General features: G+C 51.0%; 15 protein-coding genes. 10 read left to right on the top strand and 5 right to left on the bottom strand.

Going from position 1 to position 13,990, the window contains the following annotated elements; translation table 11 throughout:
• Positions 1 to 74: 74 nt before the first annotated feature.
• Positions 75 to 1,736: a putative transporter gene (locus BGE37_RS15955; protein ID WP_001279752.1), complete on the top strand. Its 1,662-nt coding sequence runs from the start codon at positions 75 to 77 to the stop codon at positions 1,734 to 1,736.
• On the opposite strand, the gene BGE37_RS15960 is transcribed toward BGE37_RS15955, so the two are convergent.
• Positions 1,733 to 2,449, bottom strand: a complete 717-nt coding sequence (locus BGE37_RS15960) for a GntR family transcriptional regulator (RefSeq protein WP_001300779.1) — start codon at positions 2,447 to 2,449, stop codon at positions 1,733 to 1,735. The two genes, BGE37_RS15955 and BGE37_RS15960, sit on opposite strands and share 4 nt — an antisense overlap.
• Before the next feature lie 295 nt (positions 2,450 to 2,744).
• On the opposite strand from BGE37_RS15960, the gene BGE37_RS15965 reads away from it, so the two are divergent.
• Both BGE37_RS15965 and BGE37_RS15970 read left to right on the top strand, forming a co-directional pair.
• Complete coding sequence (locus BGE37_RS15965; RefSeq protein WP_088541973.1) at positions 2,745 to 4,361, top strand: PTS sugar transporter subunit IIB; 1,617 nt, start codon at positions 2,745 to 2,747, stop codon at positions 4,359 to 4,361.
• Complete coding sequence (locus BGE37_RS15970) at positions 4,361 to 5,683, top strand: 6-phospho-alpha-glucosidase (RefSeq protein ID WP_032185514.1); 1,323 nt, start codon at positions 4,361 to 4,363, stop codon at positions 5,681 to 5,683. Before BGE37_RS15965 ends, BGE37_RS15970 begins: the two co-directional genes overlap by 1 nt.
• Here BGE37_RS15970 and BGE37_RS15975 read toward each other — a convergent pair.
• Positions 5,680 to 6,573: a helix-turn-helix transcriptional regulator gene (locus BGE37_RS15975; protein WP_001366762.1), complete on the bottom strand. Its 894-nt coding sequence runs from the start codon at positions 6,571 to 6,573 to the stop codon at positions 5,680 to 5,682. The two genes, BGE37_RS15970 and BGE37_RS15975, sit on opposite strands and share 4 nt — an antisense overlap.
• A gap of 166 nt (positions 6,574 to 6,739) precedes the next feature.
• Between BGE37_RS15975 and BGE37_RS15980 the strand changes: the two genes are divergently transcribed.
• Together BGE37_RS15980 and BGE37_RS15985 are read left to right on the top strand one after the other, a co-directional pair.
• Positions 6,740 to 8,455: a solute:sodium symporter family transporter gene (locus tag BGE37_RS15980; protein ID WP_001087155.1), complete on the top strand. Its 1,716-nt coding sequence runs from the start codon at positions 6,740 to 6,742 to the stop codon at positions 8,453 to 8,455.
• Positions 8,452 to 9,945 (top strand): sulfatase-like hydrolase/transferase, encoded by a 1,494-nt coding sequence (locus tag BGE37_RS15985; protein WP_105288205.1) that lies wholly within the window; start codon positions 8,452 to 8,454, stop codon positions 9,943 to 9,945. Before BGE37_RS15980 ends, BGE37_RS15985 begins: the two co-directional genes overlap by 4 nt.
• 48 nt (positions 9,946 to 9,993) lie before the next feature.
• Here the strand turns inward: BGE37_RS15985 and yidI are convergent, their stop codons facing one another.
• On the bottom strand, positions 9,994 to 10,443 hold the full coding sequence (gene yidI, locus BGE37_RS15990; protein WP_105288206.1) for a protein YidI: 450 nt from the start codon (positions 10,441 to 10,443) through the stop codon (positions 9,994 to 9,996).
• A 107-nt stretch (positions 10,444 to 10,550) separates the two neighbouring features.
• Between yidI and BGE37_RS15995 the strand changes: the two genes are divergently transcribed.
• Genes BGE37_RS15995 through BGE37_RS16005 form a run of 3 tightly spaced genes read left to right on the top strand, consistent with a single transcriptional unit; the run spans position 10,551 to position 11,744 of the window.
• Positions 10,551 to 10,898, top strand: coding sequence for a YidH family protein (locus BGE37_RS15995; RefSeq protein ID WP_000703961.1), 348 nt, complete (start codon positions 10,551 to 10,553; stop codon positions 10,896 to 10,898).
• Positions 10,888 to 11,250 (top strand): DUF202 domain-containing protein, encoded by a 363-nt coding sequence (locus BGE37_RS16000; RefSeq protein WP_001113432.1) that lies wholly within the window; start codon positions 10,888 to 10,890, stop codon positions 11,248 to 11,250. Before BGE37_RS15995 ends, BGE37_RS16000 begins: the two co-directional genes overlap by 11 nt.
• Positions 11,247 to 11,744: a radical SAM protein gene (locus BGE37_RS16005; protein WP_000148072.1), complete on the top strand. Its 498-nt coding sequence runs from the start codon at positions 11,247 to 11,249 to the stop codon at positions 11,742 to 11,744. The genes BGE37_RS16000 and BGE37_RS16005 overlap by 4 nt, the downstream gene beginning before the upstream one ends.
• A 7-nt stretch (positions 11,745 to 11,751) precedes the next feature.
• Here the strand turns inward: BGE37_RS16005 and emrD are convergent, their stop codons facing one another.
• Positions 11,752 to 12,936, bottom strand: coding sequence for a multidrug efflux MFS transporter EmrD (emrD, locus tag BGE37_RS16010; RefSeq protein ID WP_001306726.1), 1,185 nt, complete (start codon positions 12,934 to 12,936; stop codon positions 11,752 to 11,754).
• Between the two features lie 81 nt (positions 12,937 to 13,017).
• Here emrD and ysdE point away from each other — a divergent pair, with 81 nt between their 5' ends.
• Positions 13,018 to 13,092 carry a protein YsdE gene (ysdE, locus tag BGE37_RS25645; RefSeq protein ID WP_211180519.1) on the top strand — a complete coding sequence of 25 codons (75 nt, stop codon included), beginning with the start codon at positions 13,018 to 13,020 and terminating at the stop codon, positions 13,090 to 13,092.
• Positions 13,093 to 13,215: 123 nt separating this feature from the next.
• On the opposite strand, the gene tisB is transcribed toward ysdE, so the two are convergent.
• The gene (gene tisB / locus BGE37_RS16020; RefSeq protein ID WP_000060506.1) at positions 13,216 to 13,305 is read right to left on the bottom strand and encodes a type I toxin-antitoxin system toxin TisB; all 90 of its coding nucleotides are present in this window, start codon (positions 13,303 to 13,305) and stop codon (positions 13,216 to 13,218) included.
• 564 nt (positions 13,306 to 13,869) lie between these two features.
• Between tisB and ivbL the strand changes: the two genes are divergently transcribed.
• The gene (gene ivbL / locus BGE37_RS16040; RefSeq protein ID WP_001300753.1) at positions 13,870 to 13,968 is read left to right on the top strand and encodes an ilvB operon leader peptide IvbL; all 99 of its coding nucleotides are present in this window, start codon (positions 13,870 to 13,872) and stop codon (positions 13,966 to 13,968) included.
• Positions 13,969 to 13,990: the final 22 nt, after the last annotated feature.

Below are 13,990 nucleotides of genomic sequence, written 5' to 3' on the forward strand. Positions count from 1 at the left end.
TATAAGGCAAATCTGCTTCACCGATTCAGCCATAATCCGTAGCAATTAAAATGTTATCTCAAGAGAAATGGACGATGAGTGATATAGCATTAACGGTCAGTATTCTGGCTTTGGTGGCAGTCGTCGGTTTGTTTATCGGCAACGTCAAATTTCGCGGCATAGGATTAGGTATTGGCGGCGTGCTGTTTGGTGGGATCATCGTCGGCCATTTTGTTTCTCAGGCGGGGATGACATTAAGTAGCGATATGCTGCATGTTATTCAGGAATTTGGCCTGATCCTGTTCGTTTATACCATCGGGATTCAGGTGGGTCCGGGCTTCTTTGCCTCATTGCGCGTCTCCGGATTACGCCTCAACCTGTTTGCTGTTCTGATCGTCATCATCGGTGGTCTGGTTACCGCCATCCTGCATAAACTGTTTGATATTCCACTGCCGGTCGTGCTGGGGATTTTCTCCGGTGCGGTAACCAATACGCCAGCACTGGGGGCAGGGCAGCAGATCTTGCGCGACCTGGGTACACCAATGGAAATGGTCGATCAGATGGGGATGAGTTACGCGATGGCGTATCCATTCGGCATTTGCGGGATTTTATTCACCATGTGGATGTTGCGGGTTATTTTCCGCGTCAATGTCGAGACAGAAGCCCAGCAGCACGAGTCTTCACGCACCAATGGCGGTGCGCTGATCAAGACTATCAATATTCGCGTTGAGAACCCTAACCTGCATGATTTAGCCATTAAAGATGTACCGATTCTCAACGGGGACAAAATTATCTGTTCGCGTCTGAAACGAGAAGAAACCCTAAAAGTACCTTCGCCAGATACTATTATCCAACTGGGCGATTTGCTGCATCTGGTGGGGCAGCCAGCGGATTTACATAATGCGCAACTGGTGATTGGTCAGGAGGTCGATACCTCGCTGTCCACGAAAGGCACTGATTTACGCGTCGAGCGTGTGGTGGTCACCAATGAAAACGTGCTTGGTAAGCGTATTCGCGATCTGCACTTTAAAGAACGCTATGACGTTGTTATCTCGCGTCTGAACCGTGCCGGGGTCGAACTGGTCGCCAGTGGTGATATCAGCCTGCAGTTCGGCGATATCCTCAACCTGGTGGGGCGTCCGTCCGCAATTGATGCCGTTGCCAATGTGCTGGGGAATGCGCAGCAGAAACTGCAACAGGTTCAGATGCTGCCGGTGTTTATTGGTATCGGGCTTGGCGTATTGTTAGGTTCTATTCCCGTCTTTGTGCCGGGATTCCCGGCGGCGTTGAAACTGGGACTGGCGGGCGGCCCGCTGATTATGGCGTTGATCCTCGGGCGTATCGGCAGTATCGGTAAGCTGTACTGGTTTATGCCGCCAAGCGCCAACCTCGCGCTGCGGGAGCTGGGGATCGTACTGTTCCTCTCGGTAGTGGGGCTGAAATCCGGTGGGGATTTTGTAAATACCCTGGTCAATGGCGAAGGGCTAAGCTGGATTGGATATGGTGCCCTGATCACCGCCGTTCCGCTGATTACTGTTGGTATTCTGGCGCGGATGTTAGCCAAAATGAATTACCTGACCATGTGCGGAATGCTGGCTGGCTCCATGACCGATCCTCCGGCGCTGGCATTTGCTAATAATCTTCATCCAACCAGCGGTGCGGCGGCACTCTCTTATGCCACTGTCTATCCGTTGGTGATGTTCCTGCGCATTATCACCCCACAATTACTGGCGGTGCTCTTTTGGAGTATCGGTTAACTCTTTTCCGGGTGGAGTCGCCGTAAATGGTACTCCACCTGGTATTCACTGGCATTTCTGAACATCACTGAATAATTCAAAAACTCACCGCTCTCACTATATGACAACGAGGTGATCCGCAGCAGTGGTGTGTGTTCCGCTACCTTCATTTGCCGCGCCAGCAGTCTATCGGCGAGAACCGGCGTCAGGCTTTCATAATTACCGCCAATAAGAATCCCGCACTCTTGTTCAATATATTCAAACTTCGACCCTTCCAGATGTTGCAGCGAAAGGTTGCGGAACAGTTTTACCGGCATATAGCTATCTTCCAGCATCAGCGGTTTCCCTTCCACAAAACGAACGCGACGGGAGAAGTAGATCTGCTCGTTGATTTGAATCCGTAATTGGCTGGCAATGGCCGGAGGCGCAGGCATGATTTCAAATATTAGCACCTGGCTGGTGACTGTTTTCCCCTGGCGTTTTAACACCTCCACCAGCCCGGTCAGGCTGGCAGTTTGATGCAGTACATCTTTGCGCACCAGATAAGTACCGCTGCCGTGGCGGCGGACCACCAACCCCCACGCCACCAGCAGGTCAATGGCTTTACGGATGGTCATCCGTGATACCGCAAATTCTTCCGCCAGCTTTTTTTCACCGGGAAGAAGACTGTTTAGCGTGAAATCCGCGGAGTTAAGTCGAATTCTTAACCGCTCCGCAATGCTTTTGTAGATCATCTCTAGATCTCTTTTTTGCCTGCAAGCCCGGGTAAAGCGCCCACAAATTTCGATTAATCCGTTGAAAAAGCATCTTTTTTTTAGTGATGTGTTTGATGCTGTGTACCCGTGTTCACAGATGTCTACTTTTTCGCGAAAACGTAGATCTCTACCGCTCAACGAAAAGCATGAAAGCGATCACGAATCCCACTGGGTCGTTATGTTCTGCCGATAGCATCTTCCTATCCTCGCTCCAGGCCTGCCGCATAACCAATCAGGCTTCCTACTTACAGAATTGAGAAAAGAGGATGTGGAAATGCTCAGTCAAATTCAACGCTTTGGCGGCGCGATGTTCACGCCAGTGCTGCTGTTTCCCTTCGCCGGGATTGTGGTGGGTCTTGCCATCTTGCTGCAAAACCCGATGTTTGTCGGGGAATCACTGACCGATCCGAACAGTTTGTTCGCGCAAATCGTACACATTATTGAAGAGGGCGGTTGGACGGTATTCCGTAATATGCCGCTGATTTTTGCTGTCGGTTTACCTATTGGCCTTGCTAAGCAAGCGCAGGGGCGTGCTTGTCTGGCGGTGATGGTGAGTTTCCTGACCTGGAACTATTTCATCAACGCGATGGGAATGACCTGGGGAAGCTACTTCGGCGTCGATTTCTCTCAGGACGCGGTGGCAGGTAGCGGGCTGACCATGATGGCCGGAATTAAAACCCTCGATACCAGCATTATCGGCGCAATTATCATTTCCGGCATTGTGACAGCGTTGCATAACCGTCTGTTCGATAAAAAACTGCCGGTGTTTCTCGGCATTTTCCAGGGGACGTCTTATGTGGTGATTATCGCCTTCCTGGTGATGATCCCCTGCGCCTGGCTGACTTTGCTCGGCTGGCCAAAAGTACAAATGGGAATTGAATCTCTGCAAGCGTTCCTGCGTTCGGCGGGTGCGCTTGGGGTGTGGGTTTACACCTTCCTCGAACGCATTCTGATCCCAACCGGTTTACACCACTTCATCTACGGACCGTTTATCTTTGGTCCGGCAGCTGTTGAAGGCGGCATTCAGATGTACTGGGCGCAGCATCTGCAAGAGTTCAGTTTGAGCGCCGAGCCGCTGAAATCGTTGTTCCCGGAAGGCGGTTTTGCCCTGCACGGTAACTCAAAAATCTTTGGTGCCGTGGGCATTTCTTTAGCGATGTACTTCACTGCTGCACCGGAAAATCGGGTAAAAGTGGCGGGCTTGCTGATCCCTGCAACCTTAACCGCCATGCTGGTGGGAATTACCGAACCGCTGGAATTTACCTTCCTGTTCATTTCACCGTTGCTGTTTGCGGTACACGCCGTGCTGGCGGCCTCAATGTCGACTGTGATGTATCTCTTTGGTGTGGTGGGCAACATGGGCGGTGGTCTGATAGACCAGGTTTTACCGCAAAACTGGATCCCGATGTTCAGCAAACATGCGGATATGATGCTGACCCAAATCGCCATTGGGTTGTGCTTTACCCTCTTGTACTTCGTTGTCTTCCGCACCCTGATTCTGCAATTCAACATGTGCACACCGGGGCGTGAAGATGCGGAGGTGAAGCTCTACTCGAAAGCCGAATACAAAGCCTCACGAGGCCAAACTACCGCTGCAGAGCCCAAAAAAGAGCTGGAGCAGGCTGCCGGCATCCTGCAAGCCCTGGGCGGGGTGGGCAATATCTCCAGTATTAACAATTGCGCGACGCGTCTACGTATTGCACTGCATGACATGTCACAAACGCTGGATGACGAAGTCTTTAAAAAGCTGGGAGCGCATGGCGTCTTCCGTAGTGGTGATGCCATTCAGGTGATCATTGGTTTGCATGTTTCCCAGCTGCGTGAACAGCTCGATAGCTTAATTAATTCTCATCAATTAGCAGAAAAAGTTGCCATTACGGAGGCAGTATAATGACCAAATTCTCAGTGGTTGTCGCAGGCGGTGGAAGCACCTTTACGCCAGGCATCGTGTTGATGTTATTGGCGAATCAGGATCGTTTCCCGCTTCGCGCACTGAAATTTTATGATAACGATGGCGCACGGCAGGAAGTGATTGCCGAAGCCTGTAAAGTTATTCTTAAAGAGAAAGCGCCGGACATTGAGTTTAGCTACACCACCGATCCTGAAGTGGCGTTCAGCGACGTTGATTTTGTCATGGCGCACATTCGTGTCGGCAAATATCCGATGCGCGAACTGGATGAAAAAATACCGCTGCGCCACGGCGTTGTCGGTCAGGAAACTTGCGGACCCGGCGGAATAGCGTACGGCATGCGATCTATCGGTGGCGTCCTGGAACTGGTGGATTATATGGAAAAATATTCACCAAATGCCTGGATGCTCAACTACTCCAACCCGGCAGCAATTGTGGCAGAAGCCACACGTCGTCTGCGTCCGAACGCGAAAATCCTCAACATCTGTGACATGCCAATCGGTATTGAAAGTCGGATGGCGCAAATTGTTGGGCTGCAAGATCGCAAACAGATGCGCGTGCGCTACTACGGCCTGAACCACTTTGGCTGGTGGACATCAATTGAAGATTTGCAAGGCAACGACCTGATGCCCCAGCTGCGGCAATATGTCTCAAAGCACGGTTATGTTCCACCGCAGCAAGATACGCATACCGAAGCGAGCTGGAACGACACCTATGCAAAAGCGCGGGATGTACAGGCACTGGACCCGGATACATTGCCGAACACCTATCTGAAATATTATCTCTTCCCGGATTATGTCGTTCAGCATTCCAACCCTGAACATACCCGCGCGAATGAGGTGATGGAACATCGCGAGAAACAGGTTTTCGATGCTTGCCGCGCCATTACGGCGGCAGGAAATTCAGCGGCGGGCAAGCTGGAAATTGACGAACATGCGTCATACATCGTCGATCTGGCGGCGGCAATTGCCTTCAACACTCAGGAGCGGATGTTGCTGATTGTGCCTAACAACGGGGCAATTCATAACTTTGATGATGAAGCGATGGTCGAGATCCCGTGTCTGGTCGGGCACAACGGACCAGAACCACTGGTGGTCGGCGATATCCCGCAGTTTCAGAAAGGGTTAATGAGTCAGCAAGTGGCGGTGGAAAAACTGGTCGTGGACGCCTGGGAACAGCGTTCATATCAGCACCTGTGGCAGGCGATTACGTTGTCGAAAACGGTACCGAGCGCCTCGGTCGCCAAAGCTATTCTGGATGAGTTGCTGGAGGCCAACAAAGCGTACTGGCCAGAGTTACGTTAATTGTGTGGACTGGCATCCGTTGGGTGCTGGTCCGTATTCTTCAGCACGGCTGACGGCGCATAACCAAATTTATGCTTAAAGGCTTTGCTGAAATGAAAGGAGTCGAAGAAGTTGAGTGTATCAGCGACTTCGCCAACCGAGTTCCCTTGTTGCTTTAATAGCGATAGCGCCAGATCCAGACGCGCATCGAGGTAATATTCTTTGGGCGTCTTGCCGGTATAGCGTAAAAACAGACGACGCAACCAGGCTTCGCTACAGGGGATCGTGGCAGCCATATCGGCTACGCTCCAGCGTTGTTGCAGACTGGCATGTAAAGTGGCAATTAGTTTTTCAATTTGCCGCCGTTGTGGATCTTTTTTACCGTCTGAGTACATAAGACAAATCCACTGATAAATAATTTTCGTCAGAAAAGCGACTGCCAGATTATTTTTTATTGCTTCTGGTGAAGTAATTAATTCAGCAACTTCGGTGAGTTCCTGATTATAAACTTCGCCATTATAAATAACGCTTTGCTGACCGACGGGAATATCCATCATACTGGTGGGGGTAAATTCCATCCAGTACTGTTCCCAGACTAAACCTTCACAGTGATAAGAGTGAATATCCATTGGCTTTAAAAATATAATACAGTTGCCATGCAGTGTTATTTGTTCACCATTCTTTAAAATAATTTTCCCACATCCTTGTACGGTATACACCGCAACCCATGAGTTGGCGATAAGCGGTTTCTTCTTGTCCCGCGGCCAGATCACCCGATAATGCTCGTCGGCGTAGGTATGCCAGAGCGAGATCAGAGAAATTCCGCTGGAGATCACATTTTCGTTAATCAATAAGGGAATATTGTACGGAGTTTCGTTTTTTACATCCGAACTTTGCAATTTTCCATTCATTTTAATATCCCTCCGGCGAATTATGCTCACAACCTGAACTTAACAGAAAACAATCCGTTCAGGGATACGACGTTTGTATTTTAAGAATCTGACTGCCTGACCCGACGCATTTTACCTCTCCCTATATTCATGCGTCCGGGACATAAACATAAATAAGGGCTATGAGATGAATTCGTTACAAATCTTGAGTTTTGTCGGTTTTACGCTGCTGGTGGCGGTCATCACCTGGTGGAAGGTCCGCAAAACAGATACCGGATCGCAACAAGGCTATTTTCTTGCCGGACGTTCACTAAAAGCGCCGGTTATTGCCGCTTCGTTAATGTTAACCAACCTTTCCACGGAACAACTGGTCGGTCTTTCCGGACAGGCCTACAAAAGTGGCATGTCGGTAATGGGCTGGGAAGTCACTTCTGCGGTGACGTTGATCTTTCTTGCACTAATCTTTTTACCGCGCTATTTGAAGCGCGGCATTGCCACCATCCCCGATTTTCTGGAGGAACGTTATGATAAAACTACGCGTATTATCATCGACTTCTGCTTCCTCATTGCCACTGGCGTTTGCTTTCTGCCAATTGTTCTCTACTCCGGCGCGTTGGCGTTAAACAGCCTGTTTCACGTCGGGGAATCGCTACAAATTTCTCACGGTGCGGCTATCTGGCTGCTGGTGATCTTGCTTGGCCTGGCGGGAATTTTGTATGCGGTGATCGGCGGACTGCGCGCGATGGCGGTGGCGGACTCCATTAACGGTATTGGGCTGGTTATCGGCGGCTTGATGGTGCCGGTGTTTGGCCTGATCGCGATGGGCAAGGGCAGCTTTATGCAGGGCATTGAGCAACTCACCACCGTTCACGCCGAGAAATTAAACTCAGTCGGCGGTCCAACCGATCCCTTGCCAATTGGTGCGGCATTTACCGGTTTGATTCTGGTTAACACCTTTTACTGGTGTACAAATCAGGGCATCGTGCAACGCACGCTGGCGTCAAAAAGTTTGGCGGAAGGGCAAAAAGGGGCGCTGTTAACGGCGGTGCTGAAAATGCTCGACCCGCTGGTATTGGTGCTGCCAGGGTTGATAGCGTTTCATCTGTATCAGGATTTACCGAAAGCTGATATGGCTTATCCGACGCTGGTCAATAACGTTCTGCCAGTGCCACTGGTAGGTTTTTTCGGCGCGGTGTTATTTGGTGCGGTGATCAGTACTTTCAACGGCTTTCTGAATAGCGCCAGTACGTTATTCAGTATGGGCATTTACCGACGCATCATTAACCAAAATGCCGAGCCGCAGCAACTGGTTACCGTCGGGCGCAAATTTGGTTTCTTTATCGCCATTGTTTCGGTGCTGGTCGCGCCGTGGATCGCCAACGCGCCGCAGGGGCTGTATAGCTGGATGAAACAGCTCAACGGTATTTACAACGTGCCGCTGGTTACCATCATCATTATGGGCTTTTTCTTCCCCCGCATTCCGGCACTGGCGGCAAAAGTGGCGATGGGGATTGGCATTATCAGCTACATTACCATCAACTATCTGGTGAAGTTCGACTTCCATTTCCTCTATGTGCTGGCCTGTACGTTCTGCATCAACGTGGTAGTGATGCTGGTGATTGGTTTTATCAAACCACGCGCCACGCCGTTCACTTTCAAAGATGCGTTTGCGGTGGACATGAAGCCGTGGAAAAACGTCAAGATCGCGTCAATTGGCATCTTATTCGCGATGATTGGCGTCTATGCCGGGCTGGCTGAATTCGGCGGCTACGGTACGCGCTGGTTGGCGATACTCAGTTATTTCATCGCTGCCGTAGTGATTGTCTACCTGATTTTTGACAGCTGGCGGCATCGTCACGACCCAGCCGTAACCTTTACTCCCGACGCGAAGGATAGCCTATGAAACGCCCCAATTTTCTGTTCATCATGACCGATACCCAGGCCACCAATATGGTCGGTTGCTATAGCGGTAAGCCGCTGAATACGCAAAATATTGATAGTCTGGCGGCGGAAAGTATTCGCTTTAATTCCGCCTATACCTGTTCACCGGTTTGTACACCAGCGCGCGCCGGGCTGTTTACCGGTATCTACGCTAACCAGTCCGGCCCGTGGACCAATAACGTCGCGCCGGGCAAAAACATCTCCACTATGGGACGCTACTTTAAGGATGCGGGCTATCACACCTGTTACATTGGCAAATGGCATCTCGACGGTCATGACTATTTCGGCACTGGCGAGTGTCCGCCGGAGTGGGACGCTGATTACTGGTTCGATGGGGCGAACTACCTTAGCGAACTGACGGAAAAAGAGATCAGCCTGTGGCGCAATGGCCTAAACAGTGTTGAGGATTTACAGGCGAACCAGATCGACGAAACCTTCACCTGGGCGCACCGCATCAGCAATCGGGCGGTAGATTTTCTGCAACAGCCCGCGCGCGCCGAGGAACCCTTCCTGATGGTGGTTTCGTATGATGAGCCGCATCACCCGTTCACTTGTCCGGTTGAGTATTTAGAGAAATACGCTGATTTTTACTACGAACTTGGCGAGAAATCACAGGATGACCTGGCGAACAAACCGGAACATCACCGCTTATGGGCGCAGGCAATGCCATCGCCAGTCGGTGATGACGGGCTTTATCACCATCCGCTCTATTTTGCCTGCAATGACTTTGTTGATGACCAAATTGGACGGGTCATCAACGCATTAACGCCAGAGCAGCGTGAAAGTACGTGGGTCATTTATACCTCCGATCACGGCGAAATGATGGGCGCACATAAGCTGATCAGTAAAGGAGCCGCGATGTATGACGACATCACCCGTATTCCGCTGATCATCCGTTCACCGCAAGGGGAGCGGCGGCAGGTCGATACGCCAGTCAGTCATATCGATTTACTGCCGACAATGATGGCGCTGGCAGATATTGAAAAACCAGACATTCTGCCAGGGGAAAATATCCTTGCTGTGAAAGAGCCGCGTGGCGTGATGGTGGAATTTAACCGTTATGAGATTGAGCATGACAGCTTTGGCGGTTTTATTCCGGTGCGTTGCTGGGTGACGGATGATTTTAAACTGGTGCTAAACCTTTTCACCAGTGATGAACTTTACGATCGCCGTAACGACCCAAATGAAATGCATAACCTGATCGATGATATCCGTTTTACCGACGTTCGCCGCAAAATGCATGACGCCTTGCTGGATTACATGGACAAAATTCGCGATCCGTTCCGCAGTTACCAATGGAGTCTGCGTCCGTGGCGTAAAGATGCGCAACCGCGCTGGATGGGGGCGTTCCGTCCACGCCCACAGGATGGCTATTCGCCGGTAGTACGCGACTATGACACCGGCCTGCCAACACAAGGGGTGAAGGTGGAAGAGAAAAAACAGAAGTTTTGACGACAATGCCCGTTGGCGATAACCCAGCGGGCAAAATATTCAGGCTGCTTAAACCAGTGAACTGCCGGTCAGGAAAGAAAACATCAGGAATATCAGCAAAATGCTGCACACGATGCCGATGCCAAAAAGTAAGGTATGGAAAGCCAGCGTCCCGCCGCCAAAAACCAGAGCGCCGCGAATGCCCCAGCGATTTTCCTTACGCATACCGCCAACAAATGCGCAAAGTAGCGCAGCAATGGCCAGTGCGATTCCACCTTGATCGAGGATTTTATCGACATCTACATCCTCTTTTTTCTCCACGGTGGTAATTTTTTCGCCTTTTATTCCGGCGAGAAGACCTCTTTTAATTTCAGCCGTTTTGTCCGCCACGATGCTTTCAAGCGTTGGCGGTGGTGCGGAAAAAGGGCCGAATGAAAAGTGGATAATCCCCATCATTAAAGCGATGGCACCGAACAGCATGCCCAATGAACTGATTTTATTTTGCGCTATGATACCCATCTGACCTCCTTGTAGCGGATGGCAAAAGCATATCAGGAAACGGGCGGACGAAATTCTTAAAAAAACCGCTAAAGCTAGAGCGTTAGTGAAATTGCAAAGGAGCAACAATGAAAATTTCCCGCCTCGGAGAAGCGCCCGATTACCGCTTCTCGCTGGCTAATGAGCGTACTTTTTTGGCGTGGATCCGTACTGCACTAGGATTTCTGGCGGCGGGGGTTGGGCTTGATCAACTTGCGCCAGATTTCGCCACGCCCGTCATTCGCGAACTGCTGGCGTTGTTGTTGTGTCTGTTTTCCGGCGGGTTAGCGATGTATGGCTACTTGCGCTGGTTACGCAATGAAAAAGCGATGCGTCTGAAAGAGGACCTGCCCTATACCAACAGCTTATTAATCATCAGCGTAATATTGATGGTCGTGGCGGTGATCGTTATGGGACTGGTGTTGTATGCCGGATAGCCGCAAAGCCAGACGCATTGCCGACCCAGGGCTGCAGCCGGAGCGTACATCACTGGCGTGGTTTCGTACCATGCTGGGCTACGGCGCGTTGATGGCGTTGGCTATCAAACACAACTGGCACCAGGCGGGCATGTTATTCTGGATTTCGATTGGCATCCTCGCCATCGTAGCGCTGATCCTCTGGCACTACACCCGTAATCGCAATTTAATGGATGTCACGAATAGCGATTTTTCCCAATTTCACGTAGTCCGTGACAAATTTTTGATCTCCCTCGCGGTGTTATCTCTCGCAATACTGTTTGCTGTAACGCATATACATCAACTTATCGTATTTATTGAGAGAGTCGCATGACAGGAAGTCAGGTCATTGATGCTGAAGAGGACAGGCATAAACTGGTTGTAGAGTATAAGGATGCTCTGCAACCTGCCGATTTTTATTACAATTTCAAACAGCGGGGCATCCGCTCCGTACAGCTTATTCCCCATCTTGAATTTGATGACCGGGGCGATCTGACGGCCGCTTCGGTGACAGCAGAGCTGTGGGGGAAATTTTTAATTGCCCTGTTCGAGTGTTGGGTACGGGCAGATATCAGTCGTATCTCGATTGAGCTTTTTGACGCCACCCTACAAAAATGGTGTGGCAGCGAAAACCCGCAACCGCGCCGTGGCTGCCAGGCGTGCGACTGGCATCGGCTGTGCCCGCACGCTCGGGAGGAGACGCCAGACAACGTGCTTTGTGCGGGCTATCAGGCGTTTTATTCTTACTCCGCGCCGCATATGCGGGTGATGCGTGATCTGATAAAGCAGCATCGTTCTCCCATGGAGCTGATGACGATGCTGCGGTGACGTGAGCTTAAACGGGCTGCCCCTGATGCGACATCCGCGTCGCCAGCGGTAGCCAGCACAGCACGATCAACAATCCCATTAAGGTCATCAACAACCCCAGGCTGCCCTGACCGGTTTGCGGCAACATCGCAGAGAGCGACGCAAGCACGCCGGAACCAATGTTTTGCAGACCGCCGACCAGCGCGCCAGCCGTGCCCGCCAGGAAGGGGAACGGTTCCATTGCGCCGCTGGTCGCCAGCGGAAACAGCATCCCGGCACCGAAAAAGAACAGCGCGGCAGGAACAAGCAATGTCCAGACATTCATCACGCCAAACCAGTCGGGGATCCACATCAGCAAGCCAGCCAGCAGGCAGCAGATAACCGACTGCCACATCAACGTTGAGAAGCGTTTATTAGGACGCCCGGCAAACCATGCTCCAAAAAATGCCGCCGGAATCGGCAGAATAAACAAAATACTGACCGTCATACTGCTCAGCCCTAATACCGCACCCATCAGCACGCCGGAGCAGGCTTCAAAGGCGGCAATCCCGGCCAGACCGCCAATCAGCATCAGCAAATAACAGTTAAAACCGCTGTTACCGAAAAGTGTTTTATAACTGGTAAGCAGGCGCGTGCGCGGTGCATCTACCGGACGCGTTTCCGGCATCCAGCGCGCCATACTGAAGGTCACACCGGCACAAAGTACCAACAGGAAGAGATAACAGGCGCGCCAGTTCCACATCGTATCCAGCAGACCGCCGATTAACGGTGCGAGCAACGGACTGACGAGAATCCCCATATTTAACAGGCTGTTAGCATGACGCAACTGTGTCCGTTCATATAAATCACGCGGCAATGTACGCGCCATCACGCCGCCTACGCCGGTGCCCATCCCCTGCATCGCGCTGGCGGCAATCAACACCGTCAAACTGGAGGTCGTGACCGCGACCAGCGTTGCCAGCATAAAAATGGACATTCCGACGAGGATCACCGGTCGGCGACCCACACGGTCGGATATCGGGCCATAAAACAGTTGCGAGACACCGTAAGTCAGCAGATAAGCGCCCATTACGCTTTGCACCGCCCCTTCACGAACGTTGAGATCGCGCGCCATATCGGCAATAGCTGGAATATAAATGGTTTGCGCCATCTGACCGACGGCCACGAGTAATACCAACATCAATAACAAATTGACGTTTCTATGCCTTTTCATTATCACGGATGCTTTTATAAAAATAATTAGAATAAGTCACTACGCATTCCCATAAATGCGGGAGAGGAATCTATCACATTGATGAATGTTAGCCAGATATACGCCAGGAATGGGGAATTGTTTAGCGGCAGAATATGTAAACAAAAGCGGCAATAAATGTTGCCGGGAGGGATGGTAGGTCGGATAAGATGCGTCAGCATCGCATCCGACACCAACCCACACGTTAAATATAAAAGGGGAGCGGTTACCCGCTCCCCTTTGGTGCGACTTGAATCTGAATTACTTCAGGTATTTCAGAACAGCATCAAGCAGTTGCAGTGCTGCAACAATGAGTTTGAGGATAAGAATGGCGATATCCACCAGGCTCATACGCGTCTCCTGTGGTTCAGGAGCACTGCCAGCTGACGTACCTTTCCGCTGCCTGTTGCCAGCTGTTGTGCACGCGGTATCTCAAGGAGAAACGTTGTGCTTGTTGACATAACACAGTGTGCTCACGCGGGGTTAAGGCGCTGACGGCACCACCCGTTTCAGCCAGGACTTAGTGCGCCGGGTAACGATGCGGCCCCCGCATAACACATTGCGTACAGTGATATTATAGAAGTTTACTGTATAAATAAACAGTAATATTTAGACAAAACGTAAACTGTGATCGATACTCCACTATGTACTAAATACGTCAAAATTCGTGCCGAAATTGCGCGTTCTGCGCGGAACACGTATACTTTCTGTGTTGACATAATACAGTGTGCTTTGCGGTTACCAGCCGCGGGCGGCTGACGAAACCTCGCTCCGGCGGGGTTTTTTGTTACCTGCAGTACAGTACAAAACGTGATCAATCCCTCAATTTTCCCTTGCTGAAAAATTTTCCATTGTCTCTCCTGTAAACCTGTGCTTGTATAAATATTGTTAAACACAAAACCAACAAGGTCCCCAATGACTACTTCCATGCTCAACGCAAAACTACTACCAACTGCGCCATCCGCCGCAGTGGTCGTCGTGCGTGTGGTGGTGGTCGTCGGCAATGCGCCGTAGGGACTGGAACAACACACGATTC

It is taken from the genome of Escherichia sp. MOD1-EC6300, assembly GCF_002965045.1.
GTDB lineage: Bacteria > Pseudomonadota > Gammaproteobacteria > Enterobacterales > Enterobacteriaceae > Escherichia > Escherichia coli_F.

Coding starts and splice junctions, on each gene's coding strand:
- BGE37_RS15955 (WP_001279752.1), top strand. CDS start 75: ATGAGTGATATAGCATTAACGGTCAGTATTCTGGCTTTGGTGGCAGTC.
- BGE37_RS15960 (WP_001300779.1), bottom strand. CDS start 2,449: ATGATCTACAAAAGCATTGCGGAGCGGTTAAGAATTCGACTTAACTCC.
- BGE37_RS15965 (WP_088541973.1), top strand. CDS start 2,745: ATGCTCAGTCAAATTCAACGCTTTGGCGGCGCGATGTTCACGCCAGTG.
- BGE37_RS15970 (WP_032185514.1), top strand. CDS start 4,361: ATGACCAAATTCTCAGTGGTTGTCGCAGGCGGTGGAAGCACCTTTACG.
- BGE37_RS15975 (WP_001366762.1), bottom strand. CDS start 6,573: ATGAATGGAAAATTGCAAAGTTCGGATGTAAAAAACGAAACTCCGTAC.
- BGE37_RS15980 (WP_001087155.1), top strand. CDS start 6,740: ATGAATTCGTTACAAATCTTGAGTTTTGTCGGTTTTACGCTGCTGGTG.
- BGE37_RS15985 (WP_105288205.1), top strand. CDS start 8,452: ATGAAACGCCCCAATTTTCTGTTCATCATGACCGATACCCAGGCCACC.
- yidI (WP_105288206.1), bottom strand. CDS start 10,443: ATGGGTATCATAGCGCAAAATAAAATCAGTTCATTGGGCATGCTGTTC.
- BGE37_RS15995 (WP_000703961.1), top strand. CDS start 10,551: ATGAAAATTTCCCGCCTCGGAGAAGCGCCCGATTACCGCTTCTCGCTG.
- BGE37_RS16000 (WP_001113432.1), top strand. CDS start 10,888: ATGCCGGATAGCCGCAAAGCCAGACGCATTGCCGACCCAGGGCTGCAG.
- BGE37_RS16005 (WP_000148072.1), top strand. CDS start 11,247: ATGACAGGAAGTCAGGTCATTGATGCTGAAGAGGACAGGCATAAACTG.
- emrD (WP_001306726.1), bottom strand. CDS start 12,936: ATGAAAAGGCATAGAAACGTCAATTTGTTATTGATGTTGGTATTACTC.
- tisB (WP_000060506.1), bottom strand. CDS start 13,305: ATGAGCCTGGTGGATATCGCCATTCTTATCCTCAAACTCATTGTTGCA.
- ivbL (WP_001300753.1), top strand. CDS start 13,870: ATGACTACTTCCATGCTCAACGCAAAACTACTACCAACTGCGCCATCC.